Below are 17,464 nucleotides of genomic sequence, written 5' to 3'. Positions count from 1 at the left end.
ATAGGGTGCGCATTGATGCGCACCTGGTTACCTCATTAGAAACGCAGTGACGCGCCAACGTACGGGCCATCGACCAGTACGTTATCTTTGCGGCTGCCTTTGTTGTTCAGCTCGATGTACTGATAACCCACACGCAGGTTCAGCAGAGAGATCGGCGTAAAGCTCAGGCCGCCCGAGGCTTCCTGGTAGCTATCCAGACGATCGGAGAAGGCTTCTGGCGCATAGTAATATTCGCCGTACAGGCCCCACATGCTGTTGAAGCTGTATTGCGCTGCGCCACCGACTGCCACGGTGAAGCCATCACGACCATCTTCCGGATGGGTGAACAGCGCTTTCGCGGTAGGAGCAATGCGGAAATCGCCCACGTCGATGTTATAGCCGAGGCCCGCACCGTAAGTGCTGCCATCGTGATCGCTGCGCAGCCAGTTGCCTTTCAGGAACAGGCCCGGTGAAGTGGTGCCGAGGCCAAGGTTCAGGTTGGTGCTATGCTCACCCACGTCAACACTGCCCTCAATTGCCTGCGCGCCGCTGCTCAGCAGTGCCAGACCCAATACGCTTCCAGTAACAAGTTGCTTTAACATGTGATTCCACTCCATGAAGGACAATTAATTCGGCGGCAAGGGTACCAGCCTGGCGACGAGAGACAACATTATTTGGAAAGCTTTACGTAAAAATGGATTACGGCGGGGGAAAAAGTGGCCCCGCAAGGCCACTCGTCAGACTAGAAACGCCAGGCTGCGCCCATAAACAACCCATCAATCGCATGTTGGGTTGTATGGCCGTGCAAACCACTGCCGAGATAGCGGTAACCTGAGCTCAACGTGAGCCAGTGTGCCGGTTGATAGTAAACACCCGCTTCAAATTGATGCAGATGATCCAGCTTATAATTGCCGATATTCGGCGACATGCTGAAATCGAAGTAAAGCCAGGTATGGCGCGCTTGTGGCAATGGAGCCATCGCGCGGATACCCGCGTTAACGCCGTAGCTGGAGGTCTTGTCGTGGTTCAACTCAGCCCAGAACAAGCCCACGCGTGGAACTACGCGCAGCTCTCCGACCGCCACGCCATAGCCCAGATTAGCGTCCAGCAACTCTGACTGATGTTTTGCTTTGACATATTCCACACCGTATTGCAGGCCTGGCGCGGTTTTTTGGCTATTGATTGCGGCAGCAAAGAAATCACTACCACCCTTTACGCCGATTTCCTGAGCGTTTACCCCAGCGGAGGCCAACAGGAGCCCCATTGCAAAATACTGACTTTTCATTTCTCGCTTCCTTATAGTTTAAGCGTGCAAACAATAAGCAAAGCGATGTGATTGCAGTATGAGCAATGACTCAAAACAAAGGCATCATGACGCCCATAATAAATGGCTCAGCAGCGGCGCAAGAATCACCGTCACGACACCTGACAGCATCATCACCAGGCTGGACACCACGCCTTCCTGCTGGCCGAGTTGGTAAGCGCGCGCGGTACCTGCGCCGTGCGACGCCGCACCAAAACCCGCGCCTTTGGCGACGCCTTGTTTGATGGCGATACGCAGAAACAGTACATCGCCCACCGCCATACCGAACACGCCGGTGATCACCACAAATAGCGCCACCAGATCCGGCTGGCCACCAATTGGCTGCGCGGCTGCCAGCGCAAACGGCGTGGTGATCGAGCGTACCGCCAGGCTGCGCTGGATGGTTTCCGGCAGCGTCAGCAAGCGCGCCAGCCACACCGAACTGCATACCGCCACCAGCGTGGCCGTCAGCACGCCCACGCTGAGCGACAGCCAGTGACGCTTGATGATTTCGAGGTTCTCATACACCGGCACGGCAAACGCCAGCGTTGCCGGACCGAGCAACCAAATCAGCCAGTGACTTTCGGCGATGTAATTTTTCCAGCTGACATGAGTGAGCAGCAGCAGCGCCACCAGCACCAACGGCGTCAAGACCAGCGGCATCAACAGTAGCGTGCGCCAGCGACGATAGAGAATCTTATTGAGGTAATAGACCAGCAGTGTAAACGCCAGACACAGCAGGCTAATCAGCAGATCATTCATGATGGGCCTGCTTGCGGGCGGCGCGCGCCAGTTCGAAGCGATATAAACGATCGACCACCAGTGAAGTCGACGCCAGTACCAGCAAGGTACTGACGCCAATCACCACGCAAATGCGCCAGCCTTCACTGCGCAGCAAATCGCTGTAATTCACTACCGCCACCACCGCTGGAATAAAGAACAGCAGCATTTCCGCCAGCAGCCAGTTAGCACCGGCTTTCACCCAGCGCAGCGGCACGATGCGCGTCATGATTAACACCAGCAGCAGCACCATGCCAACCACATTGGCCGGCAGCGGCAAATGCAGCCAGCTCACCAGTCTGTCGCTGAAAATAAACAAACCGACATACAGCACCAGCTGCAGCGGAACAAATGTACGTTGCAGGAGATCCGTTCTGCGCGGACTTAATGCCATCATTGCCTTGAACCCTGAGGAAGAATTGAGGTGCCCAGTATAAATCCGCCGCAAACTGTGAAAGAAATGAATTAAAATCATTCAAACTATGCCCAAAAGGAATGTTTATGGACGTACGTGCCTTGCGCTACTTCACTGAAGTGGTGCGACAGCAAAGCTTCACCCGTGCGGCTGAGAAGCTGTTCGTGACGCAGCCGACCATCAGCAAAATGTTGCGCCAGCTGGAAGAGGAGCTCGGCTGCACCTTGCTGCTGCGTGAAGGTCGCAAACTGCATCTTACTGATAGCGGCCAGGCGGTTTACCAGCGCGGATTGGTGATTTTGCAGGAGTTTCATCAGCTTGAGGCGCAGTTGGGTGATATCAACCAGCTGAAAACCGGCGAGCTGCGGCTGGGGATTCCGCCGATGGTCGGCATGCAGATGGCCGGATCGATCTCAGCCTTTCGCCGCCGTTATCCGGGCGTACAGCTGAAAATCTCCGAGTTCGGTGGATTAACGGCGCAGCAAGCGGTGCTGAGTGGCGCGCTCGATATCGCCCTCACCGCGCTGCCGATTGAGTCAGAACTGCCGCTCAACACGCTGGAGTTGATGCACCATCCGCTGTGCGTTCTGCTGCCGCGCACTGAACAATGGCGCAATCACCGTAAAGTGGCTTTGGCGGAGTTAGCCGAACATCCGCTACTGATCCTCAATGAAGAGTTCGCGCTGAATCGCCAGATTCGCAAAGCATTCCAACGCCAGAACCTGACGCCGACTATTGCGTTGCGCAGCGCGCAGTGGGATTTTCTCGCCGCGATGGTGCAGGCGGGCATGGGATTGGCGATTCTGCCGGAGCCCATTTGTCAGCGGCTGGATAAACAATCGCTGCTGTGGCTGCCGCTGGAATCGGAGTTGCAGTGGAGCTTAGGGCTGATTTGGCGGGAAGGCAGTTATCTGTCGCGTAGCGCCGAAGCGTGGATTGAGTGTTGTCGTGAACACTGGCCGGATAGTGCGCCGCGGCTGTCGGTGTGAAAACGGCCGCAGCGCATTTATGTAGATAGGCCGCCATGAATGGCGACCTTACGTTTGTGTGACTGGCTGCTATTCCTCTTTCTCTATCAGCAGCGCTTCCAGCAGATCGAGATCGTGCAGCAGTTTCTGCATCGTCTCGTTGGAGATCTCCTGCGTGGCGCGCAGATGATAAACCTCGGCACGCTCGGCACGCAGCGCATTGAGGCGGAAGCGACGTTCGAGGTTTTCGGCAAATTGCGCCTGTTCGATATCGTTTTTGCCCTCCGCGCGGCGACGCAGATTACCAATCACGCGCAGGCTGACCTCTTTCAGCAGTTCAGGATCGATGTTCTCTTCGGTGTCGGTTTCGAGGCGCTGCTCCATTTTATGCAGGCTCTCAATCGCCACGCCCGCCATCGCAGCACGCGCAAACTGAATCTCACGACGATGGCCGACCTTATCGATGCTCTCAACGTCACGCAGCAGAATCGGCAAGATCACCACACCAACCAGCAGCGACACTAAAATCACGCCGGTGGCGATGAACACCAATTCATAGCGCGCTGGGAACGGATCGCCGTTGCTGAGGAACAGCGGAATCGACAGCACACCAGCCAGCGTGATGGCGCCGCGAACCCCGGCAAAAGAGGCAATCAGCAGCTCACGCAGCGAGTAGTTGGTAAACTCCAGCGGCTTCTTCTTCAGCAAGCGCATGCTGGTGCGCTTCATGATCCACAACCAACCGAAACGCACCACCATCAGCGCGGCATACACCAACAGAACGTCGGTAAACAGCATCCACAGTTCGACGTTAGGATCGGCGTTGGCCTGCGCAATCGAGGTGGAAAGGATGTCGGGCAGTTGCAGGCCGAGCATCAGGAACACCATGCCGTTGAACACGAACTCCAGCATCTGCCACACGCTGTTCGCACGCAGACGCATCGCCAGCGGTGCCTGGCGGATAATGCCAGAACGCGTGATGGTCATACCGGCGGCGACGGCGGCGAGGATGCCCGACACGCCAAGGTGTTCCGCAATCAGGTACGAGGCGAACGGTAACAGCAGCAGCAGCACGGTTTGTGTTGCCGGGTCATCACCGCTCCAGCGGCTCAGCAGACGCAGTGAGCGGCCATACAGCCAGCATATCGCCACACCAGCAACCAAACCGCCGACCGCCACTTTGAGAAACTCGACGCTGGCGCCGCCCCACGTGAACACCATGGTGCCCATCGCCACCGCGACGGCAAACTTCAGCGATACCAGACCCGATGCATCGTTCATCAGGGCTTCGCCCTGCACAATCGACATGATTTTTTTCGGGATGCGCCCTTCACCGACAATGCCGGACAGCGCCACGGCATCGGTTGGCGACAGCACCGCCGCCAGCGCAAAGGCGGGAATCAGCGGAATCCCCGGCACCAGCCAGTAAATCAGGTAGCCAATCCCGACCACGGTGATCAGCACCAGAACCAGCGCCAGCCCCATGATTTCGCGACCGTGATGCAGGAACTCGTTAATCGGCGTTTTCCAGCCATCCGCGAACAGCAGCGGTGGAATGAACAGCACAAGGAACAGCTCCGGATCAAAATCGACATGCAGGCCGAAGACTGGAAATGCGAGCAGTGCACCGGCGGCAATTTGTACCAGCGGCAGGGGAATTTGAAACGGCAGAATACGTGCCGCCACGCTGGAGAGTGAAACCACCAGCGTCATGATGAGAATAGTAAAGAAGATTTCCATGCTTTCCTTAGGCGAATCAATTTCATTAAAGCGATGTTGTTGCGTGGGAAAGTGTAAAACAAAACGCCGCACAGCGGGGCAACCCGATGTGCGGCGTGGGGCAGAAAGAGAATAATCTCGAAATTTATTCGCTTTAAAGTCAGATGGCCCAGCCACCGGCATAGAACGCCACCAGCGCGACAGCAATCACCACGGTGCCAACGTTCAGCTTGCGCCACTCGCCAGCAAACAAACGACCAATCACCAGTGAAGCGAAGCCGAGCATGATGCCAGTGACGATGTTGCAGGTCAGCACGATGAACACTGCGGTCAGCAAGCCGGACATCGCATCAACGAAGTCGTTGAAGTCGATTTTTGCCACGTTGCTCAGCATCAGCAGGCCAACGTACATCAATGCTGGTGCCGTCGCGTAAGCGGGAACCAGATAGGCCAGCGGTGACATAAACAGAATCACCAGGAACAGCAAACCCACCACAATCGCCGTCAGACCGGTTTTCCCGCCCGCCGCCGTTCCTGCCGCCGATTCGATGTAGACCGCAGCCGGCGAAGCGCCGACCAGACCAGCGAACAGGCTGCTGACGGAATCGGTGGTCAGCGCACGACCGCCGTTGATGATCTGCCCCTCTTTGTCCAGCAGATTCGCCTGCCCCGCTACCGCGCGAATGGTGCCGGTGGCATCAAAGACGGCGGTCATCACCAGCGCCAGCACGCTCGGCAGCACCACAGGTTGCAGCGCGCCCATGATATCAAGGCTAAACATCGCCGATTGCCCGTTGGCATCCTTCAGGCTCGGCATAGCGAACAGACCTTGATAGGTCACCGCCGGATCGAAAATCAGGCCAAGAATCGAGATGGTGATGATGGTCAGCAGAATGCCGCCCGGCACGCGGCGTTTTTCCAGACCGAAAATCGCTGCCAGGCCGACCAGCGACATGATCACCGGAAATGACGCGAACTGACCCAGCGCCACCGGCAAGCCCGCAGCCGGGTTTTTCACCACCAAACCAATACCGTCCGCGGCGATCAGTAGCAGGAACAAGCCGATACCGACACCGGTTCCGTGCGCCACGCCCATCGGCAAGTTACGCAGAATCCATGCGCGGATGCCGGTGACCGAAATCAGCGTGAACAGTAAGCCCATCAGGAACACTGCGCCAAGCGCCACCGGCACGCTAATGTGCTGGCCAAGCACCAGGCTGAAAGCGGTGAACGCGGTCAGTGAGATGGCGCAACCAATCGCCATTGGCAGGTTGGCCCACAAGCCCATGATAATCGAGCCAAAACTGGCGACTAAACAGGTGGCGACGAACACCGCCGTTGGCGAGAAGCCCGCTTTGCCCAGCATGCCGGGCACCACGATGACGGAATACACCATCGCCAGAAACGTTGTCAGACCCGCCAATACTTCCTGACGCACGCTGCTGCCGCGTGCAGAGATATTGAACCAGGCGTCCAGTTTTCCACTGGCCGGGCGCGATTCGCCAGACATAATTCTTCCTCAATATTTTTGTGATGTGAGTCGCCGCGCGGCGCACGTTTGCTGTTCCCTGATGGCGGATTTTTATGATGAAAATCCAGGCAAACGTTTACGTCGCCGCGTATTCCAGGCCGTAAAAGGGGACGCGGAAAAAAGGCAAACGATTATCTGGCGTTTGCCATGGGGTTTTCAACTACTAATCGCGGGCATGACAGGATAAATTCAGGCATCCGTCCCGTAGGGTCGCCATTCATGGCGACCTGGCTGAACTTAGCGGCTCAACTCAATCGCGCCACCCTGCTGGATCGCACGTTGCCAGGCAGCGCGCTGCTGCATGGTTTCCAGCCAGCGGGCGGTGGCGGGCGTATCGCGCAGTGAACCCCGCAACTGCAGCGCCAGCAGCGGGAAGCTCATCTGCACATCGGCGATGCTAAAACGTGAACCGGCAAAAAATGGATGCTGCGTGAGATGCTCTTCAATCACGCTGCCGTGCAAAGCCAGCTGCTTATTAAGCCAGGCTTTCTGAATCCCTTTACTCAGTGCGATGCCAGCCGGACGCAGCAGCCACGGCACCGGCTTTTTGCCAAACTGCGCAAACACCAGCTTCATTACCAGCAGCGGCATCAGCGATCCTTCCGCGTAATGCAGCCAGTAACGCGCCTGAATCTGTTCATCTTCATGACTCAACGCCAGCTGATGCTCGCTGTCGTATTTGAGTTGCAGGTATTCGAGAATCGCGCCTGACTCGGCAATCACGCGATTGCCGTCGGTAATCACCGGTGATTTCCCTAGCGGATGCACTTTCTTTAAGGAATCGGGGGCCAGCAGAGTGTTTTCACGTTGATAGCGTTTGATTTGGTAAGGCACCGCGAGCTCTTCCAGTAGCCATAACACGCGATGCGAGCGGGAGTTTTCCAGATGGTGAACGGTGATCATACGGTTTCCTTGCCGGTAAAAGTGTTCCGCCAAGTATAGTCGATCAGCGTTTTTGCTCGTCTTGTTCCGGATCGAGTAGCACCGCGCCCGAACCTTGCTCGCCCAGGCGGTCACCCGGATTGCGTAGCGGACAATCGCGCATCGATAAACAGCCGCAGCCAATGCAGCCATCCAGATCGTTACGCAAGCGCGTCAGGGTTTCGATGCGTTTATCCAGCTCCTCGCGCCAGTGTTGCGTCAGCGCGTCCCACTCATGCGTCGACATGCGCTTATTGGCCGGCACATGCGTCAGGCTGTCGCTCACCGTCGCCAGCGGAATACCGATACGTTGCGCAATTTTGATGATGGCCACGCGACGCAGCACGTCACGGCTGTAGCGGCGTTGATTGCCGCCGTTGCGCGAGCTGAAAATCAATCCTTTGGTCTCATAGAAGTGCAGCGCCGACACCGCCACGCCGCTGCGCTTCGCCACTTCGCCCGGCGTTAAAACCGGCTTCGGGTAATTGCGTTCTTTTTTCATTTAGGGCCTTTACCTCAAGTTAACTTGAGGAATTATACTCGCACCCCAGCAAAACTTCGAATTTCTCACCAGGCAAAAAACATCAGAAGGATGAGGCTATGATGCAACAGGAAATCATTCATTCGCTGTCCAACTGGATCGATCAGAATCTGGATAAAGCGCTGTCTATTGATGAAGTCGCGGCAAAATCAGGTTACTCAAAATGGCACCTGCAGCGTATGTTCCGTGCCGTCACGAAACAAACGCTGGGTGGCTATATTCGCGAACGTCGTCTGACGCTGGCCGCTGAAGCGCTGCGTCAAACTCAGCGTCCGGTGTTCGATATCGCGATGCAATACGGTTATGACTCGCAGCAGACCTTTTCGCGCGTGTTCCGCCGTCAGTTCTCGCAAACGCCAACCGCTTATCGTCACACTATGCGTCGTCAGGCGATGATTCAGCGTCCGCGCTTGCTCAGTTTTGACTGTGCAGACAACAACATGACCAGTTTTGCCCAGCGTACAACCGGCGAGTGCTGCCCGGTTAGCTAACCTTTTCTGCGCGCCCCTTGCGGGCGCACCTCGCTTTTCCTGCCTGCTTTTCCCTCCAGTTCGATAAAAATCTTTCTACCATACCAGGTATAAATTTTGTTCAAAATTTAAAATCGAGTGATATAATGTGAGCCAAGTCACACTTTCCTGTATTCAGTAAGACGGCCTGAAGGACTTCCCTGACCTTCCTTCTTCGCCGCCAGTGATGTCGATTGAATGTCGGGGATATCACTGATTCTAAGAGGTTTTTGCAGATGGCCACCTTAACCACCAGTCTGATTGTTATGCGCTGGGAACTCCTGAGTGCGGTAATGATGTTCTTCGCCAGCACCATGAAAATTCGACTGCGTCAGAACAGTCATCACGTGATGGCGCTGCTGTGCGGTGGCATTGGCGTGGGTATGTCCTGCTGGTTTGTCACTGGCCTGCTCGGTATCACGCTGAGCATGGAGAATCTGCATAACTTTATGGAAATCTCCAAAAACGCCTTTATTGAAGTGATGAGCCAGACGCCAACCGATTGGCCAATGCCTTAATCGCTGCCAATAAAAAACCCCGCCGAAGCGGGGTTTTTTATTTTGCTGTGTGATACTTAAATTTTCTTCAATACGGCCGGAATGGTCACTTCCGTCACCGTGATGCCCGGTATCTTCGTACCGCGACGATCCTGAATCCACATATCACCCATCATCTGATTGAGCCCGCGATCCAGACCGGTCACCAAACCCGCGCCTGGCGTAAAGGTCAACTCGCCGAAGTAGATCTGCTCTTTATCAATGTACCAATCCACGCGCACATAATCGAAATCACTCGCCAGCTTTTTACTCAACGCCAACGCGTGCTGCAACGAGGCCATTTGTGGCGTCACGTCCAGGCCGGTATCACGAATTTTGTGATACGCCTCGTTGAGGTTGTTGACGTAAAAGTTCATCGACAACAGCGGATTGCAGCGGTTGTAGATCACCTGCAACACATACTCAAAGCTGCCGTCGCGCTTGTTGAACATGTGGAACTTGTAATCAATCGGCGCCGATTTACCATCGCCAATGTACTGCTCCACCAGAATGCGTGGCTTGATGTAGCGATAGTGAATCTCACGCGCTTCGTTGGCGAAATCGGTCTTCAGCCAGCGATGGCAGTCGCTAATAATCTGCTGCTTCTTCAGCGCATCCGGCTCTTCCAGCAGAATCTCCACCATGTTAGAGGCGTGATTCGGCTTGATGACGGTATTTTTCCAGCTCGGCAGCGTGTGCAAAGAGCTTGGATCGCTGGTCTCGTACACCAGCGGGATCAGGTATTCGCTGCCCACTTTCTCGGCGATATATTCGCGCACCGAATACTTGTCCGATAGACGACCATACATCTGATAATCGCCATGGATGAATTTGCGGTACAGCACCTTCTCGTTAAACACTTTCGGCTCACGCAAATTGGGCAGTTTGCGGAACTTATGAAAATAGTAGATACGATCCTGGTATGCCCAGGGCATCTTCTTGATGAAGTACTGCACGCTTCTTCTGAGTTCATCTTTCAACTTGAGCATATCTGACCTCATTTGTAGGTTTTGTAGTTGAGTGAGGAAACCTGGATTTTTTGGATGACGCCGTTTTTGAAGAAGTAATTCATTACGGTAAGAGACAGCAATTCTGAGATGAAAACGCTCCATGCGGCACCCATGATGCCGTAGCCCTGGATCAGCCACCACGACAGCGGCAAGCTGATCACCATCAGGCAAACAATTTTCTTCAACAGATAATTAAACCCGCCTTCTTTGACCATGTAGCGATACGCTACGGTCCCCATCGCCGAAAAGCAGGTCGCTAACGACAACAACGTAATGAGACTTCCTGACTGTGTGTACTCGTGACCATATAAAGCGATGATGATTTTTTCGCCGTACATCGCGATCACCGCTAACAACAACAATGAAACACCCATGACATAACCATTAAGCCGTGCTGTCAGCTTGATGGCGGCTTCTCCACGCTCGCGGAAGATTTCCGAAAAGCAGGAAGTGATGATGGCGACCGGGATGAAAATCCAGGAAGCCGAAATGGTATTGGCGGCGGCGAACAGCCCGAGATCGCGCGCCGAGGCGATGCCCGCCAGGAACATCTGTGCCGCTTTCACCTGCACCGAGATAAAGATGCTGGAGATGGCCAGCGGTAATCCGGCGTACAGCAAATAGCGCAGATAGGTGTTGCGCTTATCCTGCGGCGGCGCCACGTCCTGATTTTCGCGGTAAAAGTTAAAACGCTTAATGACATACGGCACCAGCGTGACGGCGACAATCGATACGGTCAGCCACAGCGGATTGAGGTGCAGCCAGGCAATGGCAAAACTTAAGCTGAAGCCCAGCAGCAAACCGACAGAGTTGGCGATGGTATTCAGTCGCGACGCTAAGCGCGCATTGTTGTAGACACTGAAGGTGTCCTGCGTCACGAAAACCGAAGAGATAAACGAGGCCAGTGCAAAAGCGAGGAAGTTTTCCTGCATGTTGTACCAGACCCAAATCAAGACGGGCAGCGATGTCAGCAACAGCAAAACCATGCGCATGTTGCGCGCTACGGTCATCAGGCGCAGCCCTTTTGGCGCACTCTTACTGATACGTTTAAACAGGATGGTTTCCGTACCGAAAATCGCCACGGTCTGCACCATGGAAAATAGCGAGGTCGAAAACGCCATTTGGCCAAAGATGGTTGGACCAAAGGATTTTGCCACGTAGGAGGTCACAAATATGACGCCGAACACGGAGACGATCTTTTCAGACATCATCCAGGCGGCATTAGACATTACGCTCAATTTCATTGACTGATCCTTAGTATTACGAACTACAACAACTTTCGGTACAACGTCCTTGAAATGAATTAACAAGCGCTCAGTGGGCCTGACTTAATTTATTACCTTCAAACCAAACTGGTCCGAAAAATGAGACTCGCGTCAGCAATTAGGAATTATATTCAGGAAAATTCCGATTATATCCGGTGCGAAACTCGGTGGATGTAAACGATTTCAGCTTAAATTCTAAGCAAAGGTTTACTGGCACACCCTGACATTTCTGCAAGTGGTTTATGCCGATTTTCCAATGAATGTAGTATTTTTCTGCATTTGGGATGGAGAGAATTTATATCAAAAACCTAAAGCCAGGAAGGCGTTCAATGCCATTCGGAATAAAATAAGATTTATCCCATGATGATATTTCTTCTAAATATCTTAATTTAACCCTCGCAATTCAAATCGCGCACTTTAATACTGAATTAATAGTGTTTTTGCAGTGCCAGATATTAATACAGTAATTCTCATCCACTAATTGATAAGAAAGGTAATAGCATTTATGAGAAAGTCACGATATAGCGAAGAGCAAATCACAAATGCCATTAAAGCTTCTGAAACGGGAGTGAAAGTCAGGGAGATTTGTGAGGAGCTTGGCATTTCCGAGGCCACTTTCTATAGCTGGAAGAAGAAGTTTTCTGGGCTCTCTTCCGAGGAAGGTCGCAAAATCAAGGAGTTGGAAGATCAGCTTCTTAACCTCACGCGTGAACTGCAATCTCTGAGTTCCGATAAAGAGATGCTGCAAAGCGTATTGAAAAACTTCTTTACCACGAATGAAAAGCGTCAGGCGGTTAACTTTCTGCAAACGACATTCGACATAGGTACCCGTCGTAGCTGCCGTTTACTGGATATTAGCCGCAGCGTTTATCATTATCCTGCAGGAACAGATAATCGCTAACACCATTAAGGCCGATGTTATTTGACTTAATGCTGAGATTTGTTCTTACCAGAAGATATGAAGATCATTTAATACGGCGTTCACAACATAACAATTCGCTCCAATTTTTCCTGATGAATACCATCGCGGAATTGCTTCCTTTTTTGCGGTAAAATAGATTCACATCAGCAAAAGTCTCTCTATTCAAGCCATTCAAACGAAGTCCAATCTCATTTCGGTGAGATTGGCGCTTCAATTATTACTTTACCAACATTAATCATCAGCCCTGAATGCAGACAATTCTGTTAAGCATTAATGAACAACGCCGTGTAACCGCTCACACATAACCTCTGTTTTTAACTGGATCTACTCCTGGATTCATTCATCATTCGGTTGACGCGCGTAGACCATAATTTCTCATCTTGCCGCCAGGAATAATCCTGATAAGAAAGGTTATCGAGCCTAAACAATAACAGCCAAAAAGCGGGAGATAAGTTAAATTACCGCACCCTATTCATCGTTACGCTTAATGGTTTTTTGCCAACGGTTAATGGAATCTTTCTTAACAACGCCCTATTCCCTTAAGCAAAAAGTGGCTTTCGAGTGCCAATCTTCAGTGCCAAACGGCAATAAACGGTAGGTTAGATGCATGTTTTTCCGCCTTAACGCGCCGGTTTTTTCCGCTTTAGGGCCTGCTATAGCCAGGAAGAACGAGGATTTATGAAGGTTTAGTGCGCCTTAATACGGCCAAACACTGTCGCGCGGGACGCAGCGGCATGTCTGTTTATGACAAATCAGGGCTGAAAAAGCGGCTGAAATTAGCCGAAAAGTTATATCAACGGCCTGGTCAGCGTCAGAAAGCAGGATTAGATGCGTGAAAGGGGTTAGTCAAATTCTTAAAATACAGCGGAGTACGCTGCCGAAATGATTTTTCAGCAGCGCTCATTGATGACTTATACCGCTGTAATATGCGGCTGGGGTTTAATGCGCATCGCGTAGATTACGCCAACAATCAAACAGCCAATGCCGACCGCAGTTAACAGCGGCGGCCAGCTTTGTCGCCAAAGGAATGTCCACAGCAATCCGGCTAAGGTTTCGAACACAATCAGCGGCCCCATGATCACCGTCGGCACGCGTTGGCTGGCAGCATTCCAGCAGAGTGTGCCCAGCCATGAGCAAATCAGCCCGATACCTAACATTAATAATAGAAAGCGTTGCGGCTGCGGCCCGAAGGGCAGCGCAAACGCAGGTTGCTGCCAGTGGAGCTGCACGCAGACCAATAGATAGAACACCAATGCCAGCGGCAGCGTCACCAAACCTTGTGCCGTCGCCCAGCTGGAGGGCTTGTGTTGGGGATGCGCGCGTAACCATAGACCATTACGCAGCGGATACCATGTCCAGCATGCCACCGCCAGAACCGCTAACCCTAAACCGGTGAGATAGCGCGACCAATCAAAATCGGGACCTTGCGTCTGAAGTTCGGCGGCATTCACGCAAGCCAAGCCTGCGGCAATAATCAGCAAAGCCGGCGTCAATTTGCGCCACGGCAAGCGCCCCTCAAGATGGCCATAACAGAGATTAGCCGTCACGGTAATCACCACCGGCAAGGTGCCGATAATCATGGTCGAAATGGGCGCGCCGGTGCGTTGAATCGCGCTGGCGAGAAACGCGTAATAGAGTAAATTGCCAATCAGCGACAGCTTCAGCGCTTCAATCCAATCTTTGCGCGCCAGCTGACGCAAACGACGGCGATCCAGCCAGGCCAGCGGCAACACCACCAATCCAAAGGCGACGTAGCGTCCGGCCGATTGCAAAGTGCCCGGATAATCCGGTATCAGCAGCGGACCCACAAAGATCAATCCCCACATCAATCCCGCTGCCAGCGCAAACAGTATTCCAGCAAACATAAACTCTTCCTTTATATGCATTCCGCTGCAGTGTGACGCAGGCGGAAGCGAAAGGCTTGTAGCAGATTGCGGTTAGCGTGAAGGGAACACTTGTTTTTGATAGCGGCCCGGCGTGATGCCGTAGCGATGCGCGAAGGCGCGGGTGAGATGTGCCTGATCGGTAAGGCCGACCGATGCCGCAACGGTTGCCGCACTGTCGCCGCGCGCCAGCTGCTGTTTTGCGGCGAACAAACGAAAAGCCATCAGCATTTGATGCGGCGTGACGTGGAAGTGTTGTTTGAAACTGCGCAGGAAATGCCACGGCGACAGTGATGCCAGTGCAGCAAGTTCTTCAAGCCGCACCGGTTCGGCGAGGTTTTCACGCAAATAGTCTCGAACCGCATCAAAGCGATGCGCGCCTTCGTTAGGTCGCTGCTGTCCCTGACGCGCCAGTGGACGCATCAACTCCAGTAGTTCGAGCAAAATGCTTTCGCGCTCCAGCGTAGTTTCCGCCTGCCACATCTGCGCCAGCAGTTGCGAGAACGGCTGTGCCAGACGCGCATCGGTGCGCAGTGCATCGGTGAACCACCAATCACGATCGCCACTCAGACGATCCATTTCTCGCGGATCGATATAGATCATACGATAGCGCCAGCCTTCGTCGCAGGCAGATTCACCTGTATGAAGTTCGTCGGGATTCATCATCACTAACGAATGCTGCGGCGCGGTGTAATTGGCGCCGCGATAGCGAAAACGCTGGGCGCCGGACTCAATTGTGCCGATGCCAAAGGCTTCATGGGTATGGGGTTCAAAAGCGTAGCGGGAGATGTGCGCCTGATACAGCTCGATGCCCGGCAGCTCAGCGAAATGCTGAAACTGCGCACGATCTTGCTCACAAGGAAAGATTTCAGGAACCACCTTCACAACACACCTCCGATTTAAAAGCGCTTATAAGCATGCGCGGCAGTGGCGATAAATGCAAAGGTGAATTGCTTTACCTCTGCGCGTCGGCAATCCACACTGAGGCTTCAAACTTAGGAGAGTGAAATGGCGAATCGAGTCGTAGTTGTGGTGGATATGCAAAATGGCGTGCTGGCAACGCCGCGTTTTGATCGTGCCGGACGCTGTGAGCGAATCAATCAGTTAACCGCTGCGGCCGATCAGGTGATCTTCATCCAGCACGTTGGGCCAGGTTTAGAGGTTGATTCAGCTGGTTGGGCGATTGTGCCCGAGTTGCAGCAGCCATCCAACGCCATCTTCATTAATAAGACCGCCTGCGATAGTTTCTGGCAAACCGATCTTGCCGCTCAACTCGACCAACTGGACATTAAAAACTTCGTCATTTGCGGCTGCGCGACCGATTACTGTGTCGATACCACCATCAAAGTCGGCGCCAGCCTCGGCTATCACATCACCGTCGCCGCCGATGCGCATACCACCGCCGACCGAACGTATGTTTCCGCGCAGCAGCAAATCAATCAGCACAACGAAGTGTGGGCCGATTTGATTATGCCGGGCAATCCGGTGCTGGTGCGTGAGACGGAAGCGTTATTGCGGGAATGGCGACCGCATTAGAGGTTCTGCTATTGAAAACTTCTGACAAGTGTCAATAATAGAGTATGACATTTGTCAGACCTGGAGAATCTTATGAGAGCCTACATTCCTGATGGCAAATCACATGACAACGCACTTTGGCGCTTTGCTGGCTTACCGCCACGCGGACTGGAGCTAACTCGCATGCTTGAGGCTGGCTTGCCGGTCGCGGTGATAGATGACATTCGTCATTGGTCGGCGATGAGCAGAGCCGAGATCATGAAGGTCACTGGCATCAATGAGCGAAATATTGCCCGCCGTAAAAGCGCAGGTAAAAGCTTGTCACCCGATGAGAGCGAACGCATAGCCCGCTTCGTCCGAGTGATGGATGCAGCCGTTCAATTGTTTGGTGGTAATAAAGAAGATGCTACGCAATGGTTAAGCAGGCCGGTCAAAGGATTAGGCAACATTGCACCTATTACCTTGCTAGCCACTGAAAGCGGCGCACTGGATGTGCTCGATCTGATTGGCCGTTTGGAGCATGGTGTCTTCTCGTGATTTTCTATCGGCTAACCAAAACGCTATACGCTTCTGAAGCTTGGACCGGAAACGGTGCGAAACAGTACGGTGGCCGCTGGAATCACAAAGGCCACCCAACCATTTATGTCGCGACCTCGGTTTCACTTGCCGCGCTTGAAGTGCTGGTGCACGTTTCGAACGAGTCGATTTTGGATGAGTACACCTTATTCAGCATCGAGATTCCTGACGATGAGGTCTCCTATATTGCAGAAGATTTTTTGCCTGCTGATTGGCGCCAGGATCCGGCTCCGGTTTCAACTATGGATTTGGGCACAGGTTGGCTGCAATCAAGAGAAGGTGCAGCACTGATCATCCCTTCAAGTATTATTCCAATGGAAAATAATGCGATATTGAACCCGGAGCATCCGGTATTTGAGAGTTATCTGTCGAGCGTAAAAAAGTTACCGTTTGCATTCGATAAACGATTGATAAAATAAAAAAATATTCTCTTTTGAATAACAAAGAGCCCCGCATTGCGGGGCTCTTAACAGATACGACGTTCTGTATTTTTAGAACGGAATATCGTCGTCAAAATCCATTGGCGGTTCGTTGTTGGCTGGCGCGCTCTGCTGCTGTGGACGCTGTTGCGCACCGCCGCTGAACTGGTTACCACCGCCCTGCGGCTGCTGTTGTGGCTGCTGTGGCTGGCCCCAACCGTTGTTATTGCCGCCGCCCTGGCCGCCCGAAGGTGCGCCACCTGCGTTCGCGCCCTGCTGACGTCCGCCCAGCATCTGCATGGTGCCGCCAACGTTAACTACCACTTCAGTGGTGTATTTTTCCTGGCCGGCCTGATCGGTCCATTTGCGGGTACGCAGCTGGCCTTCGATGTAAACCTGAGAACCTTTACGCAGGTATTCGCCAGCCACTTCCGCCAGCTTGCCGAACAGCACAACGCGGTGCCATTCAGTGATCTCTTTGTTTTCACCGGTTGTCTTGTCGCGCCAGCTCTCTGACGTGGCCAGCGTAATGTTGGCTACCGCGCCACCATTTGGCATGTAGCGCACTTCCGGATCCTGACCCAGATTCCCGACTAGAATCACTTTGTTTACGCCACGACTGGCCATGTTGCTGTCTCCCGATGAGTTGATGCTAAAAGTCTAAGCGAAAAA

At 53.3% G+C, this 17,464-nt stretch carries 20 protein-coding genes; 7 read left to right on the top strand and 13 right to left on the bottom strand.

Going from position 1 to position 17,464, the window contains the following annotated elements; genetic code table 11:
- Nucleotides 1-35: 35 nt before the first annotated feature.
- The 4 genes from ACXIZX_RS01215 to ACXIZX_RS01200 all read right to left on the bottom strand — a co-directional run bounded on the left by ACXIZX_RS01215 (nt 36) and on the right by ACXIZX_RS01200 (nt 2,459).
- Nucleotides 36-581 carry a YfaZ family outer membrane protein gene (locus tag ACXIZX_RS01215; protein ID WP_008109987.1) on the bottom strand — a complete coding sequence of 182 codons (546 nt, stop codon included), beginning with the start codon at nt 579-581 and terminating at the stop codon, nt 36-38.
- A 140-nt stretch (nt 582-721) separates the two neighbouring features.
- Nucleotides 722-1,264 carry a YfaZ family outer membrane protein gene (locus ACXIZX_RS01210; protein WP_008109986.1) on the bottom strand — a complete coding sequence of 181 codons (543 nt, stop codon included), beginning with the start codon at nt 1,262-1,264 and terminating at the stop codon, nt 722-724.
- An 84-nt stretch (nt 1,265-1,348) separates the two neighbouring features.
- Nucleotides 1,349-2,044: an LrgB family protein gene (locus tag ACXIZX_RS01205; protein ID WP_008109985.1), complete on the bottom strand. Its 696-nt coding sequence runs from the start codon at nt 2,042-2,044 to the stop codon at nt 1,349-1,351.
- Nucleotides 2,037-2,459: a CidA/LrgA family protein gene (locus ACXIZX_RS01200; RefSeq protein ID WP_008109984.1), complete on the bottom strand. Its 423-nt coding sequence runs from the start codon at nt 2,457-2,459 to the stop codon at nt 2,037-2,039. Before ACXIZX_RS01200 ends, ACXIZX_RS01205 begins: the two co-directional genes overlap by 8 nt.
- A gap of 104 nt (nt 2,460-2,563) precedes the next feature.
- On the opposite strand from ACXIZX_RS01200, the gene ACXIZX_RS01195 reads away from it, so the two are divergent.
- A complete protein-coding gene (locus ACXIZX_RS01195; RefSeq protein ID WP_008109983.1) occupies nt 2,564-3,466 on the top strand; it encodes a LysR family transcriptional regulator in 903 nt (300 codons plus the stop codon).
- A gap of 69 nt (nt 3,467-3,535) precedes the next feature.
- On the opposite strand, the gene ACXIZX_RS01190 is transcribed toward ACXIZX_RS01195, so the two are convergent.
- The 4 genes from ACXIZX_RS01190 to soxR form a co-directional block, all read right to left on the bottom strand.
- Nucleotides 3,536-5,185, bottom strand: a complete 1,650-nt coding sequence (locus tag ACXIZX_RS01190) for a Na+/H+ antiporter (RefSeq protein ID WP_008109982.1) — start codon at nt 5,183-5,185, stop codon at nt 3,536-3,538.
- Between the two features lie 139 nt (nt 5,186-5,324).
- A complete protein-coding gene (locus tag ACXIZX_RS01185) occupies nt 5,325-6,674 on the bottom strand; it encodes an NCS2 family permease (RefSeq protein ID WP_061718363.1) in 1,350 nt (449 codons plus the stop codon).
- A gap of 258 nt (nt 6,675-6,932) precedes the next feature.
- On the bottom strand, nt 6,933-7,598 hold the full coding sequence (locus ACXIZX_RS01180) for a glutathione S-transferase family protein (protein ID WP_258144375.1): 666 nt from the start codon (nt 7,596-7,598) through the stop codon (nt 6,933-6,935).
- A 43-nt stretch (nt 7,599-7,641) separates the two neighbouring features.
- Nucleotides 7,642-8,118, bottom strand: coding sequence for a redox-sensitive transcriptional activator SoxR (soxR, locus tag ACXIZX_RS01175; protein ID WP_479403460.1), 477 nt, complete (start codon nt 8,116-8,118; stop codon nt 7,642-7,644).
- Nucleotides 8,119-8,216: 98 nt separating this feature from the next.
- Between soxR and soxS the strand changes: the two genes are divergently transcribed.
- Together soxS and ACXIZX_RS01165 are read left to right on the top strand one after the other, a co-directional pair.
- Nucleotides 8,217-8,648: a superoxide response transcriptional regulator SoxS gene (soxS, locus tag ACXIZX_RS01170; protein ID WP_036649992.1), complete on the top strand. Its 432-nt coding sequence runs from the start codon at nt 8,217-8,219 to the stop codon at nt 8,646-8,648.
- A gap of 254 nt (nt 8,649-8,902) precedes the next feature.
- A complete protein-coding gene (locus tag ACXIZX_RS01165) occupies nt 8,903-9,184 on the top strand; it encodes a YjcB family protein (RefSeq protein ID WP_008109973.1) in 282 nt (93 codons plus the stop codon).
- A 56-nt stretch (nt 9,185-9,240) separates the two neighbouring features.
- Here the strand turns inward: ACXIZX_RS01165 and ACXIZX_RS01160 are convergent, their stop codons facing one another.
- Together ACXIZX_RS01160 and ACXIZX_RS01155 are read right to left on the bottom strand one after the other, a co-directional pair.
- On the bottom strand, nt 9,241-10,191 hold the full coding sequence (locus ACXIZX_RS01160) for an ATP-grasp fold amidoligase family protein (RefSeq protein WP_008109972.1): 951 nt from the start codon (nt 10,189-10,191) through the stop codon (nt 9,241-9,243).
- A gap of 8 nt (nt 10,192-10,199) precedes the next feature.
- Entirely contained in the window at nt 10,200-11,456 is a 1,257-nt protein-coding gene (locus ACXIZX_RS01155; RefSeq protein ID WP_008109971.1) for an oligosaccharide flippase family protein, read from the bottom strand.
- A gap of 526 nt (nt 11,457-11,982) precedes the next feature.
- Between ACXIZX_RS01155 and ACXIZX_RS01150 the strand changes: the two genes are divergently transcribed.
- Complete coding sequence (locus ACXIZX_RS01150) at nt 11,983-12,378, top strand: IS3 family transposase (RefSeq protein ID WP_008109970.1); 396 nt, start codon at nt 11,983-11,985, stop codon at nt 12,376-12,378.
- Nucleotides 12,379-13,310: 932 nt separating this feature from the next.
- Here ACXIZX_RS01150 and ACXIZX_RS01145 read toward each other — a convergent pair.
- Entirely contained in the window at nt 13,311-14,264 is a 954-nt protein-coding gene (locus ACXIZX_RS01145) for a DMT family transporter (protein ID WP_479403459.1), read from the bottom strand.
- Between the two features lie 72 nt (nt 14,265-14,336).
- Entirely contained in the window at nt 14,337-15,167 is an 831-nt protein-coding gene (locus tag ACXIZX_RS01140) for an AraC family transcriptional regulator (RefSeq protein WP_479403458.1), read from the bottom strand.
- Between the two features lie 123 nt (nt 15,168-15,290).
- On the opposite strand from ACXIZX_RS01140, the gene ACXIZX_RS01135 reads away from it, so the two are divergent.
- The 3 genes from ACXIZX_RS01135 to ACXIZX_RS01125 all read left to right on the top strand — a co-directional run bounded on the left by ACXIZX_RS01135 (nt 15,291) and on the right by ACXIZX_RS01125 (nt 16,792).
- Entirely contained in the window at nt 15,291-15,818 is a 528-nt protein-coding gene (locus ACXIZX_RS01135; RefSeq protein ID WP_479403457.1) for an isochorismatase family protein, read from the top strand.
- Nucleotides 15,819-15,890: 72 nt separating this feature from the next.
- The gene (gene parS, locus ACXIZX_RS01130) at nt 15,891-16,334 is read left to right on the top strand and encodes a type II RES/Xre toxin-antitoxin system antitoxin (RefSeq protein WP_101763056.1); all 444 of its coding nucleotides are present in this window, start codon (nt 15,891-15,893) and stop codon (nt 16,332-16,334) included.
- Nucleotides 16,331-16,792, top strand: coding sequence for an RES family NAD+ phosphorylase (locus tag ACXIZX_RS01125; RefSeq protein ID WP_479403456.1), 462 nt, complete (start codon nt 16,331-16,333; stop codon nt 16,790-16,792). Before parS ends, ACXIZX_RS01125 begins: the two co-directional genes overlap by 4 nt.
- 72 nt (nt 16,793-16,864) lie before the next feature.
- On the opposite strand, the gene ssb1 is transcribed toward ACXIZX_RS01125, so the two are convergent.
- Nucleotides 16,865-17,419 (bottom strand): single-stranded DNA-binding protein SSB1, encoded by a 555-nt coding sequence (gene ssb1, locus ACXIZX_RS01120; protein ID WP_008109965.1) that lies wholly within the window; start codon nt 17,417-17,419, stop codon nt 16,865-16,867.
- Nucleotides 17,420-17,464: the final 45 nt, after the last annotated feature.

The sequence above is a fragment of the Candidatus Pantoea symbiotica genome, assembly GCF_056491525.1.
Note: the sequence above shows the minus strand (reverse complement) of the source record. Positions and strands in the feature narration are given on the sequence as shown.